Raw genomic sequence first — 21,943 nt, 5'->3', positions numbered from 1 at the left:
AAGATGAAGATTTCCGTTCTAACGGTCTGCTGGAATTCGGCGGCGACGATTCGTCATACGCTCGACAGTTTCTTTGCCCAGGATTACGAGGACAAGGAACTGATCGTCGTCGACGGTGCCTCGACCGACGAGACGCTCGCGATTGTCCGCTCCTATACTGGGCAAGGATTGCAGGTCATCAGCGAGCCCGACCGCGGCATGTATGACGCGTTGAACAAGGGGCTGGCGCTTTGCACGGGGGAGGCGATCGGGGCCCTTAACGCGGACGACGCATTTCACGATGCTTCCGTGCTCGGCAAGATCAGCGAGGCGCTTGCTGAAAGCGATATCGTCCACGGCCACCTCGACTTCGTTGAAAACCATGAAAGCAAGCGAGTGGTCCGCCGCTGGCGAGCAGAGCCAAGACCCAGTGACGGGTTCCGCTCCGGCTGGATGCCTGCCCACCCGACCTTCTATGTCCGCCGCGCCGTTGCCGAAAAGAACGGGCCGTTCGATCTGACGCTCAAAGTCTCCTCGGACTACGACTGGATGCTGAGGGCCGTCGAGCTCCATGGCTTCAGGATCGCGACAATCGATCAGGTCCTCGTCGACATGATGGTCGGAGGCGCCAGCACAAGGAGCTTCCGTTCGCATATCGGGCACAACCTCGAAGCGTTGCGTGCCAGGCGCCGTTGGCTCGGCTCCGGCGCTGTCGACTATGCGCTCATCGCCAAACCGGCGCGGAAAATCCGGCAGTTCGTTTTCGCGCGGCGACGCTAGGCGAGGTGTGCTGTGTTCTGCCGCGAGGAAGCTAATCACGCGACTTGTCGTCACTTGCTGCGGGGCGGACCGGCCTAGTGCAATCAGTCGCTTTCTCTAAACCTGGCAAGGCCGAATGTTTCGAAGCATCTTGACGGTCCTGTCGGGGTCGGTAATTGCACAGATCATTGCAGTTGCCGTTCTGCCCGCGCTTACACGACTCTACGATGCGGAAGCATTCGGTCGCTATCAGATCTATGTTTCCATACTGAACGTAGCGGTCATCTTTGTCGCTTTCCGTTACGAATTGGCGATCCTAAGCGCGAGACCGGGGCCGATTTTGGAGAACCTGCTGAAATTAACATTTCGGCTCTGCGTGTTGACCAGCATCATTGCACTTTTTGTCGCCGGCATCGTCGATTTGTGGATGCCAGGCGTGGCATCATCTTTGAAGGGCATCCTCTTCTTTTTGCCAGCCGCGATGGCAATCGCGGGGATCTATCAGATGCTCAGCTACTTGCCGATTCGCGAACGTGACTACCGGCTCAGTGCACGTTCGAAGATCTCTCAATCGGTGGGTTTCTCGGTCGGTGCACTTGGATGTGCCGTTCTGTCTTTCGTAGGAGTAGGCCTGGTTCTGGCCGACACGTTCGGACGAGTAGTCGGAAGTATTTCCATCCTCCTCGGTAGCGGCAAGCTCTGGCGAACGTTGATCTCTCCCGCCTCTTTTCCTGTAATGAAAATTACGGCAATTCGCTTCCAAAAGTTCGGGTTCCTCACGTTCCCGGGAGCCCTTCTATCTGCGCTCAGCGCGGCCATCGTACCGTTTGCCTTTTTTGCCCTATTCGACCTCACAGTTGCGGGACAGTACGCACTTGTAGAGCGGTTCATTTTGATGCCCGTCGGGATCATCGCGATGGCGATCTCGCAAGTCTTTACAGGGGAATTCTCTACGCTCTATCGCTCTGACAAAAGGAGCTTGAATCGCGCATTTCGACGTTCGCTCCTCTACTTGCTCGCCGTCGGCCTTTTGCCAACGATTTTAGGAATGCTGCTCTCGGCGAAGGTGGTTCCCCTTATCTTTGGAACGGACTGGGCACTAGCCGGAAAACTGTGTGCCATCGGATTTCCGATCGCATACATGCGTTTCGTAGCAATCGCGGTTACCATGACTCTTGTCGTTGTCGATCGCCAATCGCTTCAGTTCACCTGGGAACTGAGCCGGTTTGTCTTTACGCTGTGTGTCTTCGGCTGGGTCTGGTGGGTGGATCCCGGCAGTCCAGCAATCGTCATGGTCTGGTATGGTCTGGCAACTGCCGTCAGCTATGCTCTTCACTTGGCATTTTGCGACCGGGCGACGAGAGCGGTAAGTCTGCAGGCAGAGATGAGCGAACGGGTAAAGGCATGAATCTAAGGATAGCAATGTAGATGCTGTCTCCCAATCAAACTGTTGGCACGAAGGGTGGCGCGGTGGTTCTCAAGAGGTTTATCGGTTGGAACAGGAGCGCCGCCGCCTGGCTCGAACGCCGCTTGCCCAGGGTTTTCGGCGCCCCATCCTACAAAGCGGAGCTCGAGCGCCGTATCGCCGACGACATTGCGCGGCTCAGGCCTTCCGCGATCCTGGAGGTCGGCGGGATCGACCGGCCACTTCTGCAGCGCGGTTACGGCTTTAGCTATATTGGCCTCGATATCGAGGAAAGGCCTGACTGCTATACCGTCTACGATCAATTTATCGTCCAGTCGATCGAGCAGCCGGTCAATGTCGAGGCAGATATGCTTATTTCCATCACGTTGATGGAGCATGTGCCGGACAACAAAGCCGCATCGGGCTCGATGTTTTCCGCATTGCGGCCAGGCGGTGCGATGCACCACTACATGCCCTCGAAATGGCATCCTTATTCGATCGCGCTGCGGCTCGTCGGGCCAGTCATGCAAAAATGGCTGATTCCGTACCTCCGACCGTCGGCGGTGGGCGTTACTGGGTATCCGGCCTTTTTCGACCATTGCTCGCCCTCAGGTATGGCAAAGGTGTTTCGGCAGCAAGGATTCGAGAAGATCGACGTCATGCCATTCTACCGTGCCAGCGATTACTTCGCTTTCTTTCTGCCTGCCTATGTTTCCGTCGCTCTATTCGAGAACCTTTGTGCGGCCTTGAACTGGCGCATCTTCTGTTCAGGTTTCGTCATCAGCGCCATAAGACCCGCAGACTAGCTGCGAGCAAGAACGAGGCCATGCGACTTTTTCAAAATTCCGGGATCAATCCTGTCTATCAACCGCGGCTGGCCGATCTCGTCGGCGGCACCAGCGGATTCGAGCAGCAGAAGGACGTATTTCTGAACGATCGCTACGGCGCCGCGCACATCCTTTTGCCGGTGCTCGACCGTCATCCGAAGGCGTTCTTTACGAATGGCGATGACGAATCGCTGCAGCGGGCGTGGGCACGCGAAAACGGGCTTGGCGAAGACACGCCATTGGAAGACATCCTTCTTGCCCAGATCGAGCATCATAACACAGAGGTCTTCTACAATCTCGACCCATTTCGTTACGGCGCCGCTTTTGTGCGCCGCTTGCCTGGGCACGTGAGACGAAAGATTGCCTGGCGCGCCGCACCAGGCAAGATCGACTTTTCTGGTTATGACCTCGTGCTTTGCAACTTTCCATCCATGCGACAGATCTGGGAAGAGCAGGGCGCCAGGACGGCGGACTTCTTTCCGGCTCACGACCCGGAGCTCGATAGAGTGGCTGCGAATCGGAACAGAGACATCGATGTCCTGTTCTTCGGCGGTTATAGTCGCCACCACCAGCGTCGGCGAGAGATTCTGGAAACGGTGGCGTGTCTTGCCGGCCGCCGCCAAGTTGTCTTTCATTTGCATTTGTCACGCTATACGCCGCTCGCAGAGACGCCGCTTGGCTGGTTCGGTCCGCTGAGTGCGGTGCGCCGCCCGCCTGCGATCCGCAAAGTCAGCGCGCCTCCCGTATTCGGTCGCGCCATGTATGCAGAGCTTGGGAGGGCCAAGGTCGTGATCAATGCCTCGATCGATATGGCAGGCCCGGATCGTGGCAACATGCGCTGTTTCGAAACGATGGGAGCTGGAGCTCTGCTGGTTTCCGACTCCGGTAACTACCCCGGGCCGATGCGCGATGGCGAAACCATGATTGTCTACGAGCAGCCGCAAGACGTCTTGAAAAGAATCGAGCAGCGGCTGGACGATGGGAGCTGGGACAGGATCGGCTGGGCCGGCAACCGTGCGATTCGTGAAGAATACAGCAAGCAGCGCCAATTCGAGCGGTTTGTCGAACTGGCGTAGCCCGTTAGCCCGTTGACTGCCAATGGCGACGTTGTGTTTTGATGGCTGGGAATCCTCTGTGTGCCAACGAATTTTGGTATGCTTGCTCTGAAGACCTGCAGGAATTTCTTGTCATAGCCGACCCTTGAGGCTCCTTCGTGGGAGGCGAGCCTTTGTCAGACGATTAGTTTTTGGAGATACGCACATGTATGGAAAAATTGCCGACGAGGTCGAACGGCGCCTGGCAACCTTCGGGTTTCGTATCGCCACCTGGGACGATGCGCGATCGTGCGGCAAGCTCTACGCGGGGCGGCTGACACGCAATCTCCCTCAGTTCGATACGCATATCGGACTGACGCCCTACAGCCCGTCACCTCGCAACATCAATCACGATGTGACGCAGCCGATGCCGCTAAAGGAATGCATCGATATTTATCAATCTGAGGATGTCTTTGAACACGTAGCGTACGAGAAACTGCCGCAGATTTTTGTGTACATCCATACAGTGCTGAAGCCGGGCGGCTTGTTCCGGATGAGCGTGCCCGATTATCGTTTCGATGTTTACCGGGATCGGTCCGTCAGGGATGGCGACCGGTTCATATTCGACCCTGTCGGCGGCGGCAAATATGAAAATGGCGCCGTCACCGGCGGCGGGCATTTGTGGTTTCCGACGTACGAAAGCGTCACTGCACTTGCTGCCGCAAGTCCATTCTCGAAATGGGAGGTGCTTGAAGGTTACGATCCGGACGGCAACGCGATCATCAAGCCCGTCGATGAATCATATGGACGGGTGCTGCGCACTTCCTATAGAGACCCCCGTGTCGCGAGCCGTCCACGCCCATTGTCCATGATCATGGACCTTTGGAAGTAGCTCGACCGCTACGGTGCGGAATCAAGCTAACGGCAACTTTAGCCAACATGCCTGACGAGCCGGTGCCAACCGTTGTCTCAACTCGACAAGGCATGGTATCGCTGTTGCCGTTTAACTAGTGAACCTCCACCATCATGTACATCAGCAAACACGTTCCGATCTACAAGGACTTATGGGCCTGGAGTTTCGCCCTGGCGGTTGCCGGTTATCCACTAATAGGAGTTTTCTCGTCTGCTACGGGGCGGGAGGACGCAAAATTATCGATCGCCTTCCGCATCCTGGTAATTGCTCTAAGCGGCATCGCATTTTTTTGGTCGGACCGGCACAAGGCATGGCGATTCGGAGATGTGTGGCTATTTGCCTTTGCCGCGCTCTACCTAACAAAACTCGGCATCGATGCCGATTACAACGTCGATGGAGCGTCGGACGCGCTCGTATTTGCCCTGATCACTTCGATTGTGCCAGCTGCTCTTCTGGCGTTGTCGACAAATACGTGGTCGGAGATCAACGTGGCGTGGGCACTTTTCACCGTTGGCGCATTGAGTGTGGCGGGTATCGTTTGGCTCCAATACAGTGGTTCAGATGCGGTGCTGGTCGATACGACGGATCGTGTCTATTTCGAAAGATTGAATCCCATATCCGTAGGTCATGCCGGCCTGACTACACTTATAGCATCATACACCCTGCTTAGGTTTGATCAAAGCAAGATCATAAAGATTGTTATCCTGAGTGTAGTGTCTGCCTCGGCAGTCGCTATCTATCTAGCGGCGGCCCGCGGTCCGCTTGTCGCTCTGGGGTGTTGTATCGTTTTATTTCCCTTACTCCGGCCGAATTTTACAACCATGCTCGTGTGCTTAGTGGTTGTTGCCGGAGCGGTATTGGCGTTGGCCATCACGGACATAACGCCGTTGCTCGACAAATTCCATCTGACGGTGATAGGAAAGGACAATTCGACCACCGAACGGCTCGGATCGATCTCGCTGTCGTGGGGACTGTTTCAGCAAAGCCCTTTGTTTGGCTGGGGCACGCAATTGCCTCTGTTCGTATACCCCCACAATATGTTCATGGAGATCCTCCAATCGGTTGGCCTTCTCGGTATGGCAATATTTATCCCCGTTTTCGTCAAACTGGGAATGGCGATAAAATTCCTAGCCGACAAACGCCTGGTGCTTTTGCCGCTTCTGGCAACGCAAGCCATCGTCGGCGCGCAGTTCTCCGGGTCCCTTTGGGGGTCAGCATTCCTCTGGATCGTCGTTACGGTCTTGATTTTCCGTGTCAATGCCATGAGGTCATTTGACCAATGGTCGCAGCGGCACATGGCGTGGCGCACCCCTGCTCGATTCGGTGTGCCCGGAGAGGGTTGGGCAGCGAGTAATGTTGCCGTTCGGAAGTGAGATGCACGTTCGCCTGCGATACCGTTTGTTCGGCACTATTGCGCTTCGTCAATCTCGCTCAGGAATTTCAAGGTAGCCTGCCACCATTCGGCTTTTTCGTCCCATTTCACTGGCCCGTCGCTTAGACCGCCACGCATCGTACCCCAGATGACGATCCCGTCTGCCAACCTTCTGCAAGTATCTAGTTGAGCATACCAGAAGTCGCCGGGCAGGAAAGCGAGCGTCTTTTGAAACTGCGGCCATAGGAAGCAGTAAACCGGCTTTCCTTGTGCGACCCGTCGGGCTTCACCGATGTTGGCTTGCGCATAGGCTATCCAGGCATCCTGATCCCCATAAAACGTGTAGAGGGATGGAAACAGCGCGTCGACGTAGGGGACAAGGGCGGAGGCGATCCTGGTGTTTTGCTGCTTCCAGTCCTCCTGAGCCGCAGCACCATCATGGCCGATCGCCCTCCAATGATCCCTGATCGGCATGACGCCGTAGAAGCCAAGCTTGACGTTCGGGTCTGCCCTTCTGAAAACGCTCAAAGTTTGTTGATATTTAGCAATTGAAGATGCTTGATCCGGGCCTTCCAACGGCCAGTTTTCGATGTCGATCACCAGGAAATGGTTGCTTCTTGGCAGCTCTAGAGCTTGCCGCACCTGGTTGGCATTCGGCACGTCCAATCCCAGGACGTGTGGATCCGCAATCGTGAGATGGTCCAGGCCGAACGAGCGGAAATCTTTTGGCCCGTTCTCAAACAGCAAAGTCTCGAAGACCTTGAACGGTTCGCGCGTCTGCGACGTCGCGGGCCACGTGCCGGCCAAAAGGCACATCACACAGGACATCGTCTTGAAAAACGAGACGTTGCGCATCCGGCCTCGCCAATTCGCGAACGTTTGCGCTGGTGAAAATCGCATGGATTGAATTCCTCATGACCTGAGCTTGACGAGTCAAGAAACGGTAGCGTAGCTGGAAAATTCGAACAACGTCCTGGTGAAAGAGGGATGCATTGTCGCAGGGTGACAGGGCAGGCCGTGCTTCTTAGCAGCCGGAAATTATCCGCGGTGGAACAGTGGACGAGCGAAGCACGCAAGCCTATGACCGAGCCGCTACTGCACGCGCCACCTGGGCCTCGCGGCGGCTGTCGTGGACGCATCTGACAAATCTGACGAGGAGATCGAGATCGCTGTGACAAAGAACGTGCCGCCTTACGCAGTTGCCGAACATCCGGCGCGGAATCATTCAGCACGTGGTTTCTCTCGATGCCTGAAATGGCCATGACTTGGGAAGATGCCGTCCGCTGGTGCATGAGTGAGCCTTCGATGAAGGATCTCGCCCGCGCGGCCTATTTCGATGATCCGGTCGCCGCGGCGCAGCGTTACCACGAAAGTGCGGAGTTTCAGGCGGTTCGCGGCATGATCCCGCGCAAGCCGGGACGTGCTCTCGATCTCGGCGCCGGCAATGGCATCCTCTCTTATGCCATGGCGCGCGAGGGCTGGTCGGTAACCGCTGTCGAGCCCGATCCCAGCGCGCTCGTCGGTGCCGCTGCAATCCGGACACTTGCCGAAAAGACCGGCACGCGCATCGATGTGATCGAAGCGTTCGGTGAAGCGATCCCATTGAGCGCTGCAGGCTATGATCTCGTCGTCGCCCGGCAGGTGCTGCATCATGCGCATGACCTGCCGGCGTTCTGCCGCGAAGTTGCGCGTCTGTCCCGCGATGGCGCGACGTTCCTGTCGTTGCGCGACCATGTGATTTCCGGACCGAAACAACTGGAACCGTTTCTGCGCGCTCATCCGTTGCATCATCTCTACGGCGGGGAGAATGCCTTCACACTGGCAAACTACCGCGCTGCTCTCGAAGGGGCAGGGCTGACGATCGATCGTGAAATGAACTCTTTCCAATCGGTTGTGAATTATGATCCGATGACAGCATCCGAAATTCGCGAGAGGCTCGCTGTGGCCTTCGGTCCCCTGTCGGGGCTCGCGCGCCTGACTTTGTCCCCACTGCCCTTCGGTGCCGTTGTCGCGGCAGCGGCATTGCTTGACCGCCGGCCCGGGCGGCTGGTCTCTTTCCTTTGTCACAAGTAGGGGAAGGGCTGATTTGGTGGCGAAGTTGAACGAGGCGAAGCCTGTCTGGGTGACTGGAGCCGGTGGCTTCATCGGCCTGCACCTGTCGCGATTTCTTGCCCAGCAGGGCCAGGTTGTCCTTGGCTTCGGCCGAAGCGAAGCGCCTGGGTTCGCCATCGCAACTGGCGGCGCTTTTTTTTCCGGCGGCGTGACCGCGGAAACGATGGGCGCTGCTCTGGCCGCATATGGTCGCCCGGCGGCCGTATATCATCTGGCAGGCGGCTCTACGGTAGGCCGGTCGATTGCCGAGCCGCTGAAGGACTTTGAACAAAGCGTCGGTTCCACGGCTTGTGTCCTCGATTTCCTGCGTCGCCACGCACCCGGGGTCTCCGTCGTTCTCGCATCGTCCGCCGCCGTCTATGGCGGTGGCCATTTCGGCCCGATCGGTGTCGATGCAGCGCTCGACCCCTATTCCCCTTACGGCTATCACAAACGCATGGTGGAGGAGTTGGGCCGGTCATATTGCACGACATATGGGCAACCGGTCTCGGTTGCACGGCTTTTCTCCGTCTACGGCGAGGGGCTGCGCAAGCAACTTCTCTGGGACCTCTGCGGCAGGCTCGCGGCCGGCGAAACCGACATTGTGCTTGGTGGCACCGGAGCGGAAATGCGGGATTGGCACCATGTCTCGGATGTCGTGCGATTGATCCATCGCGTCTTGCCCGCCAATGCAGCAAGCTTCGCTGTCTATAATGGCGGTGCGGGCGCCGCCGCGTCCGTCAGCACGATTGCCGGGATGGTCCTGGAAGCCTGGGGCGGGAAGCATCGCCTCTCCTTTTCAGGAGAATCCCGGCGGGGCGACCCTGTCAACCTGATCTCGGATCCGTCGGGTGTCCCGGAGGGGCTTCGGCTGCAGGTGCCGCTCGGCCAGGGCATTGCGGGATATGTCGATTGGTACCGCGCCGAGGTTCTCGGCGAGCCGGTCGGCGATTTGCGACGCTTCGCGCCTTGATCACCGTCGGCTTCACACTCATCGGCCGCGGAACCTGGTCAGGCGGCGAGTCCTATCTACGCAATATGCTGAGCGTCATCGCCTCCGAGCTGGGCGGTAAGGTTCAGGCGAAGCTGTTTTTGACGCCCGAGCAGCGCGCGAGCGTTGGCGCATCCTTTGATCACATGTTGGCCGCGCCGGCTATCGTCGACGACCGGGTCACGGGCGCCGGGCTTGGCAAGCGAGGGCTGATCGCTTTCGCTGGCGGAACTGACCGCCCTTTTGCCGATCTTATGGTCGCACACGCCGTCGATCTCGTATTTGAAGTCGCTCAGTGGTTCGGCAACCGATTTCCACTGCCGGTCATTTCCTGGATTCCGGATTTTCAGCACCGTCGCCTGCCCCACCTCTTTCCGCGTCGCGCCTGGTGGCGCAGAGATCTCGGCTTCCGTCTGCAGACGTCCGGCAATCGCACGATAATGCTCTCCAGCGAGGATGCGCTTGCCGATTGCGGAACATTCTACCCGGCCTCGCGCGGCAAGACTGCCGTGGTGCGCTTCGCCATCGATGTCGATCCAGGCGCCGTCATGGCGCGCACCGAAGCCGCACGCCGGGCGCACGATCTGCCCGAGCGCTTCTTTTTCCTGCCCAACCAGCTTTGGATCCACAAGAATCACGGACTGGTTGTCGACGCGTTGAGGCATGTAGACCGGCTTGGGGCGTTGGATTCAGTGCCACCGATAGTCCTCACGGGGCGCACGACCGACCCACGCGATCCGACCTTGTTCAAGCGTCTGATGGGCCTTGCGCAAACGTATCGGGTTGAGAGCCATTTTCGACACCTCGGATTGATCCCTTATGACGACGTCGTCGCCCTGATAGGTGCAACGGACTGTTTGATAAACCCGTCCCATTTCGAGGGGTGGTCGACCACCGTTGAAGAGGCGAAATCGCTGGGCGCGCCCATGTTGCTGTCCGACATCCGGCTGCATCGCGAGCAGGCTCCGGACGCGCTCTTCTTCCCGCCGGACAACGCAGAAATCCTGGCGCAGCGGCTCCTTGAAATCGGGCGGCAGCCGACTGTTGTCCGCGACAGTGTCACTGTGCTGCAAGGCCGGCAACAGGTCCGCCGACGGGGTTATGCAGCAGCACTGCTTGCCTTGTTTGAAAAGACCAAAACCGCCGCGCGTTGATTGTTGAATCGGGAGTGAGGAATTGTCGATCGGGAAGATGGTCGTACTTGCATTCATAGCGTTGGCGTTTGCGGGCGGCTTTCTTTTCATCGCTATCAACAAGGGAACGAATATTCGCGCACAGGCGTCGAAGCCGGTGGACGTCCCCACATCGTTCGATGGCAAGCTTGACGTCCAGTCAATCGACGATCTGCGGGTCGGTGGCCGCAAGATCGTGCTGTGCGGCGTCGCATTTGCTAAGCCCCAGTCAATGCGGGTCATGGTCACCGAAGCCATGCGCCGGGGCTATCAAGGACTCGCTTTGACATGCAAACCCGTAGGCTTGGGGACACCGTGCGACGGCAATGTCGCGCCAAAATTTCGTGACGCCGTCGTCGTGCAGTGCCTCGCCTCCGACGGCGCGGATCTGGCTGCGAAGCTCGTCGAGGCAGGCATTCTGTGCGGGCAGCCCGCGCAGGCGGGCTCGACCTATAAACCTTGCGCGCCGGGCTCGTAGCTCCTGCGGACCCGTGGCGTAGCCGTCGAAACGAAGGTGACGCCAGCGCCCCAAGGAACGCCGGATTGGCTCGCTGGCAAACGCGCTCTATTGTGGCCGACAGTAAAGATGATACATTTCGATATTCTAATGGTGTGTTCAATCAACCACACCGAAACCAAAAATTATCTCGCATTTGCGAAATGGGTTGGAATTGGCGCAGAAAGCTGTTACGCGCTTTTGAGTACCTTAGCGGTTGGGTGGGCCTCAGGTAACGTGGGACAGAAGGATTGATGCGGATGAATCTAGTTGTTAAAAGTGCGTTGGCCGGAGTTGTTGTGTTGGCCGGCTTCGCCCCGGTGTCGTCTTTCGCGCAGGATGGGTCGTGCACCTGTGCAACCGCCTATAACGGCGTAAATCCGATTGGATCGCTCGGCAGCGTCAATGGCGACGTGATGATCTCGCAGGTGGCTGGCTATGGCCCGGCGCAAGCGGGCGGCGCGCTTGATTTCGGCAGCCGTGTCGTGGTTGGCGCCAAGGGCTCGGCTTCGGTTCAGGTCGGTGGCTGCAATGTGAAGGTCCCGGCGAATTCGACGCTCGATATTTCGCGTGTCGAGAACAAGATTTGCCTCAATGTCCTAGGCTCTGAGAAGACCGCCCAGACGGGCAATCCTAACACAAACACCAATAACACGCCGCTCTTCATTTTTGGCGGCATGGCTCTTGGGGCTGGTGTTCTGGCTGCAACGGCGGATAAAGATCACGGCCACGCCGTTAGCGACTAAGTTGACCGCGTAGTAAATAACGCAACGGCAGCAGCGGCGTGTGACGCTTCTGCTGTGTTTGTGTTGGCGACAGAGCGAGCTTGGCGTGTATGCTGGTATCGCGCTGCCGCATCGGTCGGATCGCCTAAGCCAAGGCGACATGCGGATGTCTGAGGCTGGCGAACATGCCAGGATGAGGGGCGAAGCGCCAGTCTATCCAGGCAAATTTGTTGAATCGCAATCTTTTGCTGCTGCAAGTTGGTACAAGTTTCGGATACGAACGCGACGGTCAAGATCAATCCTGCGGAGGGCGGCATGTGTGTAGCGCTCGAAACATCAGGCGCAGCTTTTGCCGCTGTTGTGGCGCTGATCATCGGCCTGCATGATGACGACGACTCTGTCCGCCAGTAACCGGGACCTACCATCTATCGTATCGCATGAACTTGACAAATGCGTCATTCGCTGTCTTGCGGATGACGCATTTATACTTTTTGGGGATGACGTCGCCACGTTGCTTCGCTGCAGTCACAAACGCCCATGATCGATCTACATTCCCATATCTTGCCCGGCCTCGACGACGGCTCGCCCAGTCTTGTAGAATCACTGGAAATGGCTCGACTGGCGGTGGCCGACGGAACGACCCATATGGCGTGCACGCCACACGTGACACCCGGCGTATACGAAAACGGAACATCGAACATCGTTCGGGCGGTACAAGAGTTGCACCAGGCGCTGCGTAGCGCCGCAATACCACTTGCTCTCTACGTCGGTGCAGACGTTCACATAGCGCCGGATCTTCCGGACCAATTGGCGGCGGGCAGCGTGCCAACCTTAAATAGGTCGCGTTATTTTCTGTTCGAACCGCCGCATCATGTTCTACCTCCACGAATGGAGGATCTTGCCCTACGCCTGATAAACGCCGGCTTTATCCCGATTCTTACTCATCCGGAGCGTTTGACCTGGATCAAAACGAATTACGACGTTATCGAGAGGTTGAATGCGGTCGGCTGCCTCATCCAGCTTACCGCGGACTCGATTGTTGGTGCTTTTGGACGCACGGCGCTCTATTATTCGGAGAAGCTGATTGACGAGGGCAGGGTGGATATCATCGCATCGGATACTCATAGCGCAACGCGCCGCCGTCCGGGGCTTTCCAAGGCGGTTGCTGCTGCTGCCAAGCGATGTGGGGAAGACGAGGCCCGCAACATGGTGTTGAAACGTCCAGGCGAAATATTGGCGAACCGGCCCCTTGAGCCGATCGGAAAAGCACGTCCGAAAAACCCAACCGCCGGTAACGCCGGCCGTTTTGGAGGATTGGGCCGCCTATTCAAGGGCGGGACCGCGTGATGGGCATTTTTCATTTGGTAAAAAGCCACATAGGCATGGCACTCGTCTTGCTGGCTTCGCTTGCAACGTCGGCATGCACGAGCACCTCGTCGACGACACCTACTTCCTCGAGTGCGGTGGATGCGCTGCAATTGACGTCGTCATCGACGCCACTTTCAGGCGGCGGCGCGCTGAAAGTGGTGAAGGACCTGCCTCCGCCGCAGAACACCCAGAACGGCAACGAGCAGCCTTTGTCTCCGAACGATGTGCTCGAAGTGAATGTATTCCAGGTCGACAATTTGAGCCGAACAGTTCAAGTCGACTCCAGCGGCCAGATATCGCTTCCGCTTATCGGAACCATTACCGCGGCAGGCAAAACCGTTCGTCAGCTGGAGCAAGAGATCGAGACGGCCTACGGCGCCAACTACCTGCAGTCACCCGATGTGACGATCTTCGTAAAGGAGTCAATTGGGCAGCGCATAACAGTCGATGGCGAAGTCAACAGGGCCGGTATCTTTCCGGTAACGAGTAATTCCTCGCTTCTGGACGCGATCGCTCTGGCAGGAAATTTCAGCCCAGTTGGGGACGCAAGCAAGGTCTTCGTCTATCGCAATATCGGCCAGAATACCTTGGTCGCAAATTACAACGTGGAGGAAATTCGTGCCGGCAAGGCCCGTAACCCGCGGATCTACGGTGGGGACAAGGTCGTCGTCTTTGCTTCAAAATCGAAGATTGCCGTGAACAATCTCAAGGACGCGCTAGGCATAGCCTCCAGTGCCGCGCGAATTGCCGTCATCCCTGGGATATAGTTCGTAGCCGGTCAGTCGAATAGGATCACTCCGCACCATGCTCGATCGAAACAGGCAGCATCAAATTGCAGGTCCAGGACATGGCCAAGCCTTGTCCGCCGACCTCTATTATGACGGCGGGCAAAACTACAGCCCTTACGGTCGGGATTATTCGGAGCAGGAACAGGGCTTCAATCCACTCAAGCTGCTCTTCTACGTCGTCCAGTATCGGTGGCTGTTCGTCATTATGGCGGCAGCCGGGCTTGTCGCCGGTGTCATCATCACGATGATGCAGACGCCGAAATACCAGGCAACGACGCAATTGGAAGTGCTGGTCCCTTCGGCCAAGGTCTTCCAGGACATCGAGGTAGTTTCTGAAAATGCGGACGTGCGGGCTTTCCTGACCGCACGTGAAAAACTCAAGAGCCGCGCATTGGCGCAGCGTGTTGTGTTTCAACTGGGTCTCAGCGAAAAGCCGGATTTCCTTTTTCCCACGCCAGCCTTTTCCCTCAGCAATATTTTCTATCGCGCGTTCGGTATCTCCAAATCGCCTTCCTTTGAGGAGAAGACCCCAGAGGAGCGCGAGGAAATTGCCATCAAGCGTGTTTTGGACGACCTCACGGTCAACCTGGTCACCAACACGAGCCTGCTATCGATCACCTTCGTCGATCAGAAGCCGAAATATGCAAGCGATATCGCAAACCAGGTCGCGCAAAGCTTTATTGACCAACGCCTCGACCAGACCAGCGAGACATCCGACCTTGCACGACAGTTCATCCAGGAACAGGTTCTGCAGGTGAAGCAGAAGCTCCAGAAATCGGAAGAGGATCTGGTCGCTTACGCGAAGGATGCCGGCATCACGATAACCGGCGACGACAAGTCGCTGATAGGATCGAACATCGAGGCGCTGAATACCGCCCTTGCGACAGCGATCCAGGACCGTCTCGACGCAGGACGTGTGGTGGACCAGATCGATAAAGGCCGCGGTTCGAGCTTGGCCCCCGTCCTGGAAAGCGAAGGTTTGCAAAAGCTGAGTGAAAAGCTGGCGGATTTGACCAGCCAGTACCAGCAGAAGCTGGGCATTCTCAAGCCCGGTTTTCCCGAAATGCAGCAGCTTCAGTCCCAGATCAAGGAGTTGCAGCGGCTCTATAACAACGGCGTGCTTGCTATAACGGATTCACTGCGGCTGAAATATCAGGAGGCGCAGAACAAGGAGGCCGATCTCAAGTCTAAACTTGCTGAGATGGAAAAGCAGCAGGTCATCTTCAACGACAAGAACATTAAATACACAATTCTCAAACGCGAGGTCGATTCGAACCGATCGCAATATGACAATCTTATCGCCAAACTGAACGAAGTTGGTGTCAGCTCCGAGCTCAAGACGCAAAGTGCCGCAATCGTCGATTTCGCGTCACTGCCGGATCGGCCATATTCCCCGCGCTTGAGCATCAATCTTGCAATCGCGCTGGCCCTTTTCATGGCTCTGAGCGCGTCTGTCATTTATGTTATCGAACTGCTGAACAACACCTTCACCAATCCCGAACAGGTTGAAAAGGAGCTCGGCTTGGCGATGCTCGGCATCTTACCGCTCGTCGATGACCGGGAACTCATGGCCAGTATTGCCGATCAGAAGTCCGGCCTGTCGGAAGCCTATCGTTCGCTTCGAACATCGCTACAGTTTTCCGGTGCGGAAGGTGCCCCACGATCGCTGGTCGTCACGAGTTCGGAGCCTTCGGAAGGCAAATCGACCACATCGTTTAAACTCGGACAAGATTTTGCAGCACTCGGCGCAAGGGTTCTCATTGTCGACGGCGATCTCCGTAAACCAAATCTTCATCGCTTGTTTGGTCTCGACAATACGATCGGGCTAAGCAATCTGCTGACAAATACCGTGCGCAAGGAGGATCTGGCGAGCATCTTCAGGGCGACGAAATATCCCAACGTGACCGTTCTGACTTCGGGAACAATCCCTCCCAATCCTGCGGATCTGCTCTCCTCACCGAAGATGGCTCTGATAGTAACCAATCTCGGCAAGCGCTTCGATCTTGTCATTATCGATGCGCCGCCGATTGTCGGTCTTTCTGATGCTCCTATTCTCAGCCGACTGGCGGAGGGCACATTGATGGTCATCTCTACAAATCAGGTGACGCGCAAGTCGGCCAAGACCGCGTTGAAGCGCCTGCGAGCTGCTGGCGCGAACGTGGTCGGAGCCGCGATGTCAAAGTTTGCGGTGAACAAGTTCGACTACAATTACGCCTACAAATATATGAACTATCAGTATTATAACTACGGGACGGACACGAATACTCCCAAGATTGAGGGCAAAGTCGATGATGGAGCAAGCCAGCCCGCTTATGCTAAGTCTCCGACATTCAGTCGTTTGGTTCGTCGCATCCGTTCTAGTGTTGGTGGCTTCCTCGATCGGGCTAAGTCGATTTCTTGAAACAGAAACACCGGCTGTTTCTCTTGTGCTGGACCCGCTCAACACCGACGCATTGACAGCTGAAATCAGCAGTGACCTGAACGATACGAATAATGCTACCGATCTTGGTGCCTTGCTTGCCAAGGCCAAGCGCGCGCTCGCCTTCGATTTGGCCGATGCACGTCTCTATAGCCTGATTGGTGAGATCAAATACCGGCAAGGCGAAAAAGACGAGGCCTACCAGCTCTTCGATCAAGCCCGAAAATTGTCCAAGACAGAGATCCATGCGCTACAGAGGTCAATTGGCCGCAACATCGAAGCAGGTGATTTGCCCAAGGCCGTTGGCGAGATCGACATTTTGCTGCGCCGCTGGCCGGACCAATTTCCGGCGATCGCCGAGGGCATGCCGCCAATTCTCTCGAACCCCGATGGCTATCAAGCCGTGCTGACGGCCATCAGGGCGCAAGCGCCCTGGAGAGCCAGTCTGATCTACGCTCTTATCAAAACTCCTGAGCAGATCAATTTCGCAAATCGGCTGCTGCTCGATTTGACCGGATCAAGCGCACCACCGAATTCGAGTGAACTCACAGCCGCGATCAGCGGCTATATTCGTCAGAAGCAATATGAACCAGCCTATCGGCTGTTTCTTTTCACCCTGTCCGAGCAAGAGCGAAAATTAGGCGGATACATTTTTAACAGCACGTTCGAGCCGGTCCCCAGCGGCAAGCCCTTCGATTGGCAGGTTCCTGGTCAATCGGGCTTGGAAGTGACATTTGCAGCATCCCAGGATGCTGTGGAGGGCGAGGGTGGGGCAACGGTCCGGTTCTTGAACACCCCGGTCAAGAACACTGCCCTCCAGCAATATGTTCAATTGCCTCCAGGCTCGTATAAGATTTCCCTCGTTGCCTCTGCGCGAAACCTGAAGCTTCCAAAGGAATTGTTCTGGTCGATCAAATGTTTGGGGCCGGCTGGCGAAATAGCACGGTTCAACATCCCCGAGGGCACATATAACCGACAAAAGCTGAGCCAGGACTTCTCGGTTGTACCGACTGGCTGCCCCATGCAACTATTGACGCTGCAGACCGCCGCCATTGCCGAGAGCTGGCGATTTCGATATGTCGGCACCTTGATAATGCACAAAATGAGCGTTGAGAGACTTCCATCTTGAACGACCGGCCGTCGGAATGGGATAAATATCTCCTCGGCACGGTCTTGTTTGTATCGCTGCTGATCGGTGGTGGTACTGCGAGCGGCCTTTACACAGACACTCTGATCGAGGTCGCGGCGATAGTTTCGGCCGCGGCCGTCTTTTCGCAACCCCCCGGCCAGAGAATCGCCCGGCCTGTTCTGTGGCTGCTGGTCTTCGCCATGGCGTTGATCGTTTTGCAAATCGTCCCACTGCCGGCAGCCATATTCAACGGGTTGCGGCCGGAACTGTTGCTCGGAGATCCCTGGGTTGGAGAAAGCCGATTTCGCTTCATCAGTGTTGGGGTCGGCCGCACGGTCGAATGTCTGCTTTATCTTCTGGCCGCCGCAGCGTTTTTTTTGGCCGTATTGCGTTTGCGTGCCGAGCAGGTCAGCGCGCTCCTTCCGTTTTTCTTCATGGGTGTTATCTGCAATGGTTTGGCGGGAGCGATTCAATATTCGCTCTCCGACGACGTCGCTATTGTCGGGCTGTTGCCTTTTACGATCAATGCCGGCCTTTTTGCTAACGTAAATCATTTTTCGGCGTTGCTTTTTGTGTCTATTCCCTTCGTCGTCTATTATGGTCTGTTCCGCGGACATCTTTTGTCCGGATCCTTCGGCTTCATCGCCCTTTTGCTGCTTCTTTTGGCTGCCGGTTCTCGCGCCGGCGTCCTGATCGGTTTGGCGATCACCGTATTGTCTGTGGTCTTTCTCTCAGCTCGTTCGTGGGCGAGTGGGTTCGGCGTTCTCCTGATTTTTATCGCGCTTTCGATCTACACGATAAGCGCCTGGACCAAGCTGGATGCACAGGCGCTTGATCCGGCGTTCGGGCGAGGAGAATTTGCGCGAACCACAATCGAGGGCATCAAAGACAATTGGGCGACAGGCATTGGATTCGGGAATTTCCAGAAGGCCTATCAGATATACGAAAGAGCAGGCATGATTTTCAGGGAGTATGTGAACCATGCTCACAATGAATACCTTGAAATTACCTTCGAAGGTGGAGTTCCGGCTATCCTGCTGATGGTAGGGTATTTCGTGTTGCTTCTGGCTGCATTGGCTAGGGTTCGCCGTGACCCGCTGCAGAAAGCGGCATTCCTCTCGGTATCTTTTCTTCTCATTCACTCGCTGGTTGACTATCCGTTGCGAACCGGTGCGCTGGCGATGACCTTTGCCTATATGAACGCCATCATCTTCCACAAAGGATTTGCGGAACGCTTGAGCCGCAAGAGCGAGATGATGGAGATCGATCACAACGGTGACAAGTTGCTTGTTCCCATCGGCACTTCGTCTTAATGACCTCCTTGCTACGGCTGGTGTCGCCAGAACGTGGCGGACCGCTGTGAGGGGAGCCGGTTCCTGGCTCTCGGGTTCCGAGGCTCAGGCAACATTTTCCTTCCTCTACCAAGTGCAATCGCTCGCTGAGCAGAAATTTCCCGAATTTATCGGCTGTATGGAAAATTCATTCCCGAACCATCCGCCGCCGGCTTGTCTTGCATTGTTCTGGACAGGAACGATCTGCTAGAACGCCCGCACGAATAGATTGTCCGGAAGTGCAGTCTGGCCCTTCCGTGGATCGGTACGAAAGAACGCTCGCAGTCCATGAACATCGCACTTACGCACCTTCAGCGGCTTGAGGCCGAATCCGTCCATATTTTTCGCGAGGTGGCCGCAGCCTTTGCCAAGCCGGTAATGCTGTATTCGGTCGGCAAGGATTCGTCCGTGCTCATGCACCTGGCTATGAAGGCGTTCTATCCGGCCAAGCCGCCCTTTCCCTTTCTCCATGTCGACACGACCTGGAAATTCCGCGAGATGATCGCCTTTCGCGACCAGATGCAGCAAAAGCTCGGCTTCGACCTCCTGGTCCATGTCAATGAAGACGGCGTGCGCGACAACATCAACCCGTTCGACCATGGCTCCAACACGCATACGCATGTGATGAAGACGGTGGCGCTGCGGCAGGCGCTCGACAAATACGGGTTTGACGCTGCCTTCGGCGGCGCGCGACGCGATGAGGAGAAGTCGCGCGCCAAGGAGCGCATCTTCTCGTTCCGCAACGCCCAGCATGCCTGGGATCCGAAGAACCAGCGGCCGGAGATGTGGAAGATTTTCAACACCCGCATCGCTGCCGGTGAATCGATCCGGGTGTTCCCGTTGTCGAACTGGACCGAGCTCGACATCTGGCAATACATTCTCCAGGAAGACATCCCGATCGTGCCGCTGTATCTGGCCAAGGAGCGGCCGGTGGTCGAGCGCGATGGCATGCTTATCCTGAGGGATGATGAGCGCATGCAGCTGCGGCCCGGCGAAACAGTGGAGAACCGGATGGTGCGGTTCCGCACGCTCGGCTGCTATCCGCTGACCGGCGCGATCGACTCGGACGCCGACACTCTGGAGGCGATAGTCGGCGAAATGCTCACCGCGCGCACGTCCGAGCGGCAAGGTCGCCTGATCGACCGCGACGAAGCCGGCTCGATGGAAAAGAAGAAGCGCGAGGGGTATTTCTGAGTATGCGCCACATCATGGCCAAGAGCCTCGCCCCGACCGACGGCGTCCGCGACTATCTGGCGGCGCAGGAACGAAAGTCGCTGCTGCGCTTCCTGACCTGCGGCTCGGTCGACGACGGCAAGTCGACGCTGATCGGGCGCCTGCTTTCCGATACCAAGCAGATTTTCGAGGATCAGTTAGCCACACTCGAGCGCGATTCGCGCAAGCACGGCACCACCGGCGACGACGTCGACTTCGCGCTGCTGGTCGACGGCCTCGAGGCCGAGCGCGAGCAAGGCATTACCATCGACGTCGCCTATCGCTTCTTCGCCACGCCGATGCGCAAGTTCATCGTCGCCGACACGCCCGGCCACGAACAGTACACGCGTAACATGGCGACAGGTGCATCGACGGCGGATCTCGCCATCGTGCTGATCGATGCCCGCCAGGGCGTACTGCGCCAGACCAGGCGGCATTCGATCATTGCCTCGCTGCTTGGCATCCGCCACATTGTGCTCGCCGTCAACAAGATCGATCTTGTCGGCTTCGACGAAGCAGTTTTTGAACGGATCGTCGCTGATTACGGGCAGTTCTCACGTGAGCTCGGTTTCCGGACGATCGTGCCCATCCCGATGTCGGCCCGCTACGGCGACAACGTTACGGGCCGTTCCGTTAGGACAGACTGGTATTCCGGCCCGACGCTGATCGAACATCTCGAAATCGTCTCGGTCGACGAGGCCGCGGTCGAATTGCCGTTCCGGTTTCCTGTCCAATATGTGAACCGTCCCAACCTCGATTTCCGCGGCTTCGCCGGCACCATAGCGTCCGGATCGGTTGCGCCGGGCGACGAGGTGGTCGTCGCGAAATCCGGCAAGTCCTCCCGTGTCAGGCGCATCGTCTCGCATGGCGGCGATCTTCAGCAGGCTATTGCCGGCCAGGCCATCACCCTTGTCCTCGACGACGAGGTCGAGGTCTCGCGCGGCAATATGCTAGTATCGCCGGCGGCGCGGCCGCAGGTCGCCGACCAGTTCGCCGCAAACATCGTCTGGTTCGACGAACATGCGCTGCTGCCCGGCCGCTCTTACATTCTGCGCACCGAAACCGACCAGACCAGTGCCACCATCACCGACCTGAAGTACCGGGTCAACGTCAACGACTTTGCCCATGAGGCGGCCAAGTCGCTTGAAATGAACGAAGTCGGCATCTGCAACATCTCGACGCGGTCGCCGATCGCCTTCGATCCGTTTGCCGAAAACCGCACCACCGGCGCCTTCATTCTGATCGACCGTATCACCAATGCCACGGTCGGTGCCGGCATGATCCTGCATTCGCTGCGCCGCGCCGAAAACATCCACTGGCAGTCGCTCGATGTCGGCAAGCGCGCGCGTGCCGATATGAAGAACCAGCGGCCGGCCGTGTTCTGGTTCACCGGGCTTTCGGGCTCGGGCAAGTCGACCATCGCCAATCTGTTTGAAAAGAAACTGTTCGCCACCGGCCGTCATACCTACATTCTGGATGGCGACAACGTCCGTCACGGACTCAACCGCGATCTCGGCTTCACGGACGCCGATCGTGTCGAGAACATTCGCCGCGTTGCCGAAGTCGCGCGCCTGATGGCCGACGCCGGGCTGATCGTCATCGTGTCATTCATTTCGCCGTTCAGCGCGGAGCGGCGCATGGCGCGCGAATTGATGGCCGATGGCGAATTCATCGAGGTGTTTGTCGACACACCTTTCGAGGAATGTGCCAGGCGCGATCCGAAGGGCCTCTATGCGCGGGCGTTGAACGGCGAGATCAAGAATTTCACCGGCGTCGATTCACCCTATGAGGTGCCGGAAAAGCCCGAAATCCATCTCAAGACACTCGGCAGATCGGCCGAGGAGATGGTGGACGCCCTGGAACACTGGCTGAACGAGCGGGACATTGCCGAAGACCAATATGACAGCGGCGGCGGTATCTGACGACGAAGCA

Annotated in this window: 19 protein-coding genes; 18 read left to right on the top strand and 1 reads right to left on the bottom strand. The window is 57.2% G+C overall.

Annotated features, from left to right (window positions below; genetic code table 11):
* Window positions 1-3: 3 nt before the first annotated feature.
* From NKH78_RS08195 to NKH78_RS08170, 6 genes are all read left to right on the top strand, one after another.
* The gene (locus NKH78_RS08195) at window positions 4-759 is read left to right on the top strand and encodes a glycosyltransferase family 2 protein (RefSeq protein WP_352777335.1); all 756 of its coding nucleotides are present in this window, start codon (window positions 4-6) and stop codon (window positions 757-759) included.
* Between the two features lie 115 nt (window positions 760-874).
* Window positions 875-2,146, top strand: coding sequence for a lipopolysaccharide biosynthesis protein (locus NKH78_RS08190; RefSeq protein ID WP_352777338.1), 1,272 nt, complete (start codon window positions 875-877; stop codon window positions 2,144-2,146).
* Window positions 2,147-2,166: 20 nt separating this feature from the next.
* Complete coding sequence (locus NKH78_RS08185) at window positions 2,167-2,949, top strand: methyltransferase domain-containing protein (RefSeq protein WP_352777340.1); 783 nt, start codon at window positions 2,167-2,169, stop codon at window positions 2,947-2,949.
* A gap of 20 nt (window positions 2,950-2,969) precedes the next feature.
* Window positions 2,970-4,046: a glycosyltransferase family protein gene (locus NKH78_RS08180; RefSeq protein ID WP_352777342.1), complete on the top strand. Its 1,077-nt coding sequence runs from the start codon at window positions 2,970-2,972 to the stop codon at window positions 4,044-4,046.
* Between the two features lie 184 nt (window positions 4,047-4,230).
* Complete coding sequence (locus tag NKH78_RS08175) at window positions 4,231-4,896, top strand: class I SAM-dependent methyltransferase (protein WP_352777344.1); 666 nt, start codon at window positions 4,231-4,233, stop codon at window positions 4,894-4,896.
* A 134-nt stretch (window positions 4,897-5,030) separates the two neighbouring features.
* Window positions 5,031-6,290 (top strand): O-antigen ligase family protein, encoded by a 1,260-nt coding sequence (locus NKH78_RS08170; RefSeq protein ID WP_352777345.1) that lies wholly within the window; start codon window positions 5,031-5,033, stop codon window positions 6,288-6,290.
* Between the two features lie 35 nt (window positions 6,291-6,325).
* On the opposite strand, the gene NKH78_RS08165 is transcribed toward NKH78_RS08170, so the two are convergent.
* Entirely contained in the window at window positions 6,326-7,144 is an 819-nt protein-coding gene (locus tag NKH78_RS08165) for a hypothetical protein (RefSeq protein ID WP_352777347.1), read from the bottom strand.
* A 405-nt stretch (window positions 7,145-7,549) separates the two neighbouring features.
* Here NKH78_RS08165 and NKH78_RS08160 point away from each other — a divergent pair, with 405 nt between their 5' ends.
* The 12 genes from NKH78_RS08160 (at window position 7,550) to cysN (ending at window position 21,933) form a co-directional block, all read left to right on the top strand.
* On the top strand, window positions 7,550-8,362 hold the full coding sequence (locus NKH78_RS08160) for a class I SAM-dependent methyltransferase (RefSeq protein WP_352777348.1): 813 nt from the start codon (window positions 7,550-7,552) through the stop codon (window positions 8,360-8,362).
* Between the two features lie 16 nt (window positions 8,363-8,378).
* Window positions 8,379-9,353 carry an NAD-dependent epimerase/dehydratase family protein gene (locus NKH78_RS08155; protein ID WP_352777350.1) on the top strand — a complete coding sequence of 325 codons (975 nt, stop codon included), beginning with the start codon at window positions 8,379-8,381 and terminating at the stop codon, window positions 9,351-9,353.
* On the top strand, window positions 9,350-10,525 hold the full coding sequence (locus tag NKH78_RS08150; protein ID WP_352777351.1) for a glycosyltransferase family 4 protein: 1,176 nt from the start codon (window positions 9,350-9,352) through the stop codon (window positions 10,523-10,525). The genes NKH78_RS08155 and NKH78_RS08150 overlap by 4 nt, the downstream gene beginning before the upstream one ends.
* A gap of 22 nt (window positions 10,526-10,547) precedes the next feature.
* Window positions 10,548-11,021, top strand: a complete 474-nt coding sequence (locus NKH78_RS08145) for a hypothetical protein (protein WP_352820414.1) — start codon at window positions 10,548-10,550, stop codon at window positions 11,019-11,021.
* 272 nt (window positions 11,022-11,293) lie between these two features.
* Window positions 11,294-11,785: a hypothetical protein gene (locus tag NKH78_RS08140; protein ID WP_352777355.1), complete on the top strand. Its 492-nt coding sequence runs from the start codon at window positions 11,294-11,296 to the stop codon at window positions 11,783-11,785.
* 516 nt (window positions 11,786-12,301) lie between these two features.
* On the top strand, window positions 12,302-13,111 hold the full coding sequence (locus NKH78_RS08135; protein WP_352777357.1) for a tyrosine-protein phosphatase: 810 nt from the start codon (window positions 12,302-12,304) through the stop codon (window positions 13,109-13,111).
* Window positions 13,111-13,899, top strand: coding sequence for a polysaccharide biosynthesis/export family protein (locus NKH78_RS08130; RefSeq protein ID WP_352692408.1), 789 nt, complete (start codon window positions 13,111-13,113; stop codon window positions 13,897-13,899). Before NKH78_RS08135 ends, NKH78_RS08130 begins: the two co-directional genes overlap by 1 nt.
* Before the next feature lie 37 nt (window positions 13,900-13,936).
* Window positions 13,937-16,321 carry a GumC family protein gene (locus tag NKH78_RS08125; RefSeq protein ID WP_352777360.1) on the top strand — a complete coding sequence of 795 codons (2,385 nt, stop codon included), beginning with the start codon at window positions 13,937-13,939 and terminating at the stop codon, window positions 16,319-16,321.
* Complete coding sequence (locus NKH78_RS08120) at window positions 16,287-17,468, top strand: tetratricopeptide repeat protein (protein ID WP_352777362.1); 1,182 nt, start codon at window positions 16,287-16,289, stop codon at window positions 17,466-17,468. Before NKH78_RS08125 ends, NKH78_RS08120 begins: the two co-directional genes overlap by 35 nt.
* Window positions 17,465-18,781 (top strand): O-antigen ligase family protein, encoded by a 1,317-nt coding sequence (locus NKH78_RS08115; protein WP_352882618.1) that lies wholly within the window; start codon window positions 17,465-17,467, stop codon window positions 18,779-18,781. Before NKH78_RS08120 ends, NKH78_RS08115 begins: the two co-directional genes overlap by 4 nt.
* Window positions 18,782-19,087: 306 nt before the next feature.
* Complete coding sequence (gene cysD, locus NKH78_RS08110) at window positions 19,088-19,993, top strand: sulfate adenylyltransferase subunit CysD (protein ID WP_352701491.1); 906 nt, start codon at window positions 19,088-19,090, stop codon at window positions 19,991-19,993.
* A gap of 2 nt (window positions 19,994-19,995) precedes the next feature.
* Window positions 19,996-21,933 (top strand): sulfate adenylyltransferase subunit CysN, encoded by a 1,938-nt coding sequence (cysN, locus tag NKH78_RS08105; protein WP_352701490.1) that lies wholly within the window; start codon window positions 19,996-19,998, stop codon window positions 21,931-21,933.
* Window positions 21,934-21,943 lie beyond the last annotated feature (10 nt).

The organism is Mesorhizobium sp. M0910, assembly GCF_040319465.1.
Classification (GTDB): domain Bacteria; phylum Pseudomonadota; class Alphaproteobacteria; order Rhizobiales; family Rhizobiaceae; genus Mesorhizobium.
This window is presented reverse-complemented; position numbering and strand designations above follow the sequence as displayed.

Coding starts and splice junctions, on each gene's coding strand:
- NKH78_RS08165 (WP_352777347.1), bottom strand. CDS start 7,144: ATGCGCAACGTCTCGTTTTTCAAGACGATGTCCTGTGTGATGTGCCTT.
- NKH78_RS08135 (WP_352777357.1), top strand. CDS start 12,302: ATGATCGATCTACATTCCCATATCTTGCCCGGCCTCGACGACGGCTCG.
- NKH78_RS08170 (WP_352777345.1), top strand. CDS start 5,031: ATGTACATCAGCAAACACGTTCCGATCTACAAGGACTTATGGGCCTGG.
- NKH78_RS08195 (WP_352777335.1), top strand. CDS start 4: ATGAAGATTTCCGTTCTAACGGTCTGCTGGAATTCGGCGGCGACGATT.
- NKH78_RS08160 (WP_352777348.1), top strand. CDS start 7,550: ATGACTTGGGAAGATGCCGTCCGCTGGTGCATGAGTGAGCCTTCGATG.
- cysN (WP_352701490.1), top strand. CDS start 19,996: ATGCGCCACATCATGGCCAAGAGCCTCGCCCCGACCGACGGCGTCCGC.
- NKH78_RS08190 (WP_352777338.1), top strand. CDS start 875: ATGTTTCGAAGCATCTTGACGGTCCTGTCGGGGTCGGTAATTGCACAG.
- NKH78_RS08185 (WP_352777340.1), top strand. CDS start 2,167: ATGCTGTCTCCCAATCAAACTGTTGGCACGAAGGGTGGCGCGGTGGTT.
- NKH78_RS08175 (WP_352777344.1), top strand. CDS start 4,231: ATGTATGGAAAAATTGCCGACGAGGTCGAACGGCGCCTGGCAACCTTC.
- NKH78_RS08180 (WP_352777342.1), top strand. CDS start 2,970: ATGCGACTTTTTCAAAATTCCGGGATCAATCCTGTCTATCAACCGCGG.
- NKH78_RS08125 (WP_352777360.1), top strand. CDS start 13,937: ATGCTCGATCGAAACAGGCAGCATCAAATTGCAGGTCCAGGACATGGC.
- NKH78_RS08130 (WP_352692408.1), top strand. CDS start 13,111: ATGGGCATTTTTCATTTGGTAAAAAGCCACATAGGCATGGCACTCGTC.
- NKH78_RS08140 (WP_352777355.1), top strand. CDS start 11,294: ATGCGGATGAATCTAGTTGTTAAAAGTGCGTTGGCCGGAGTTGTTGTG.
- cysD (WP_352701491.1), top strand. CDS start 19,088: ATGAACATCGCACTTACGCACCTTCAGCGGCTTGAGGCCGAATCCGTC.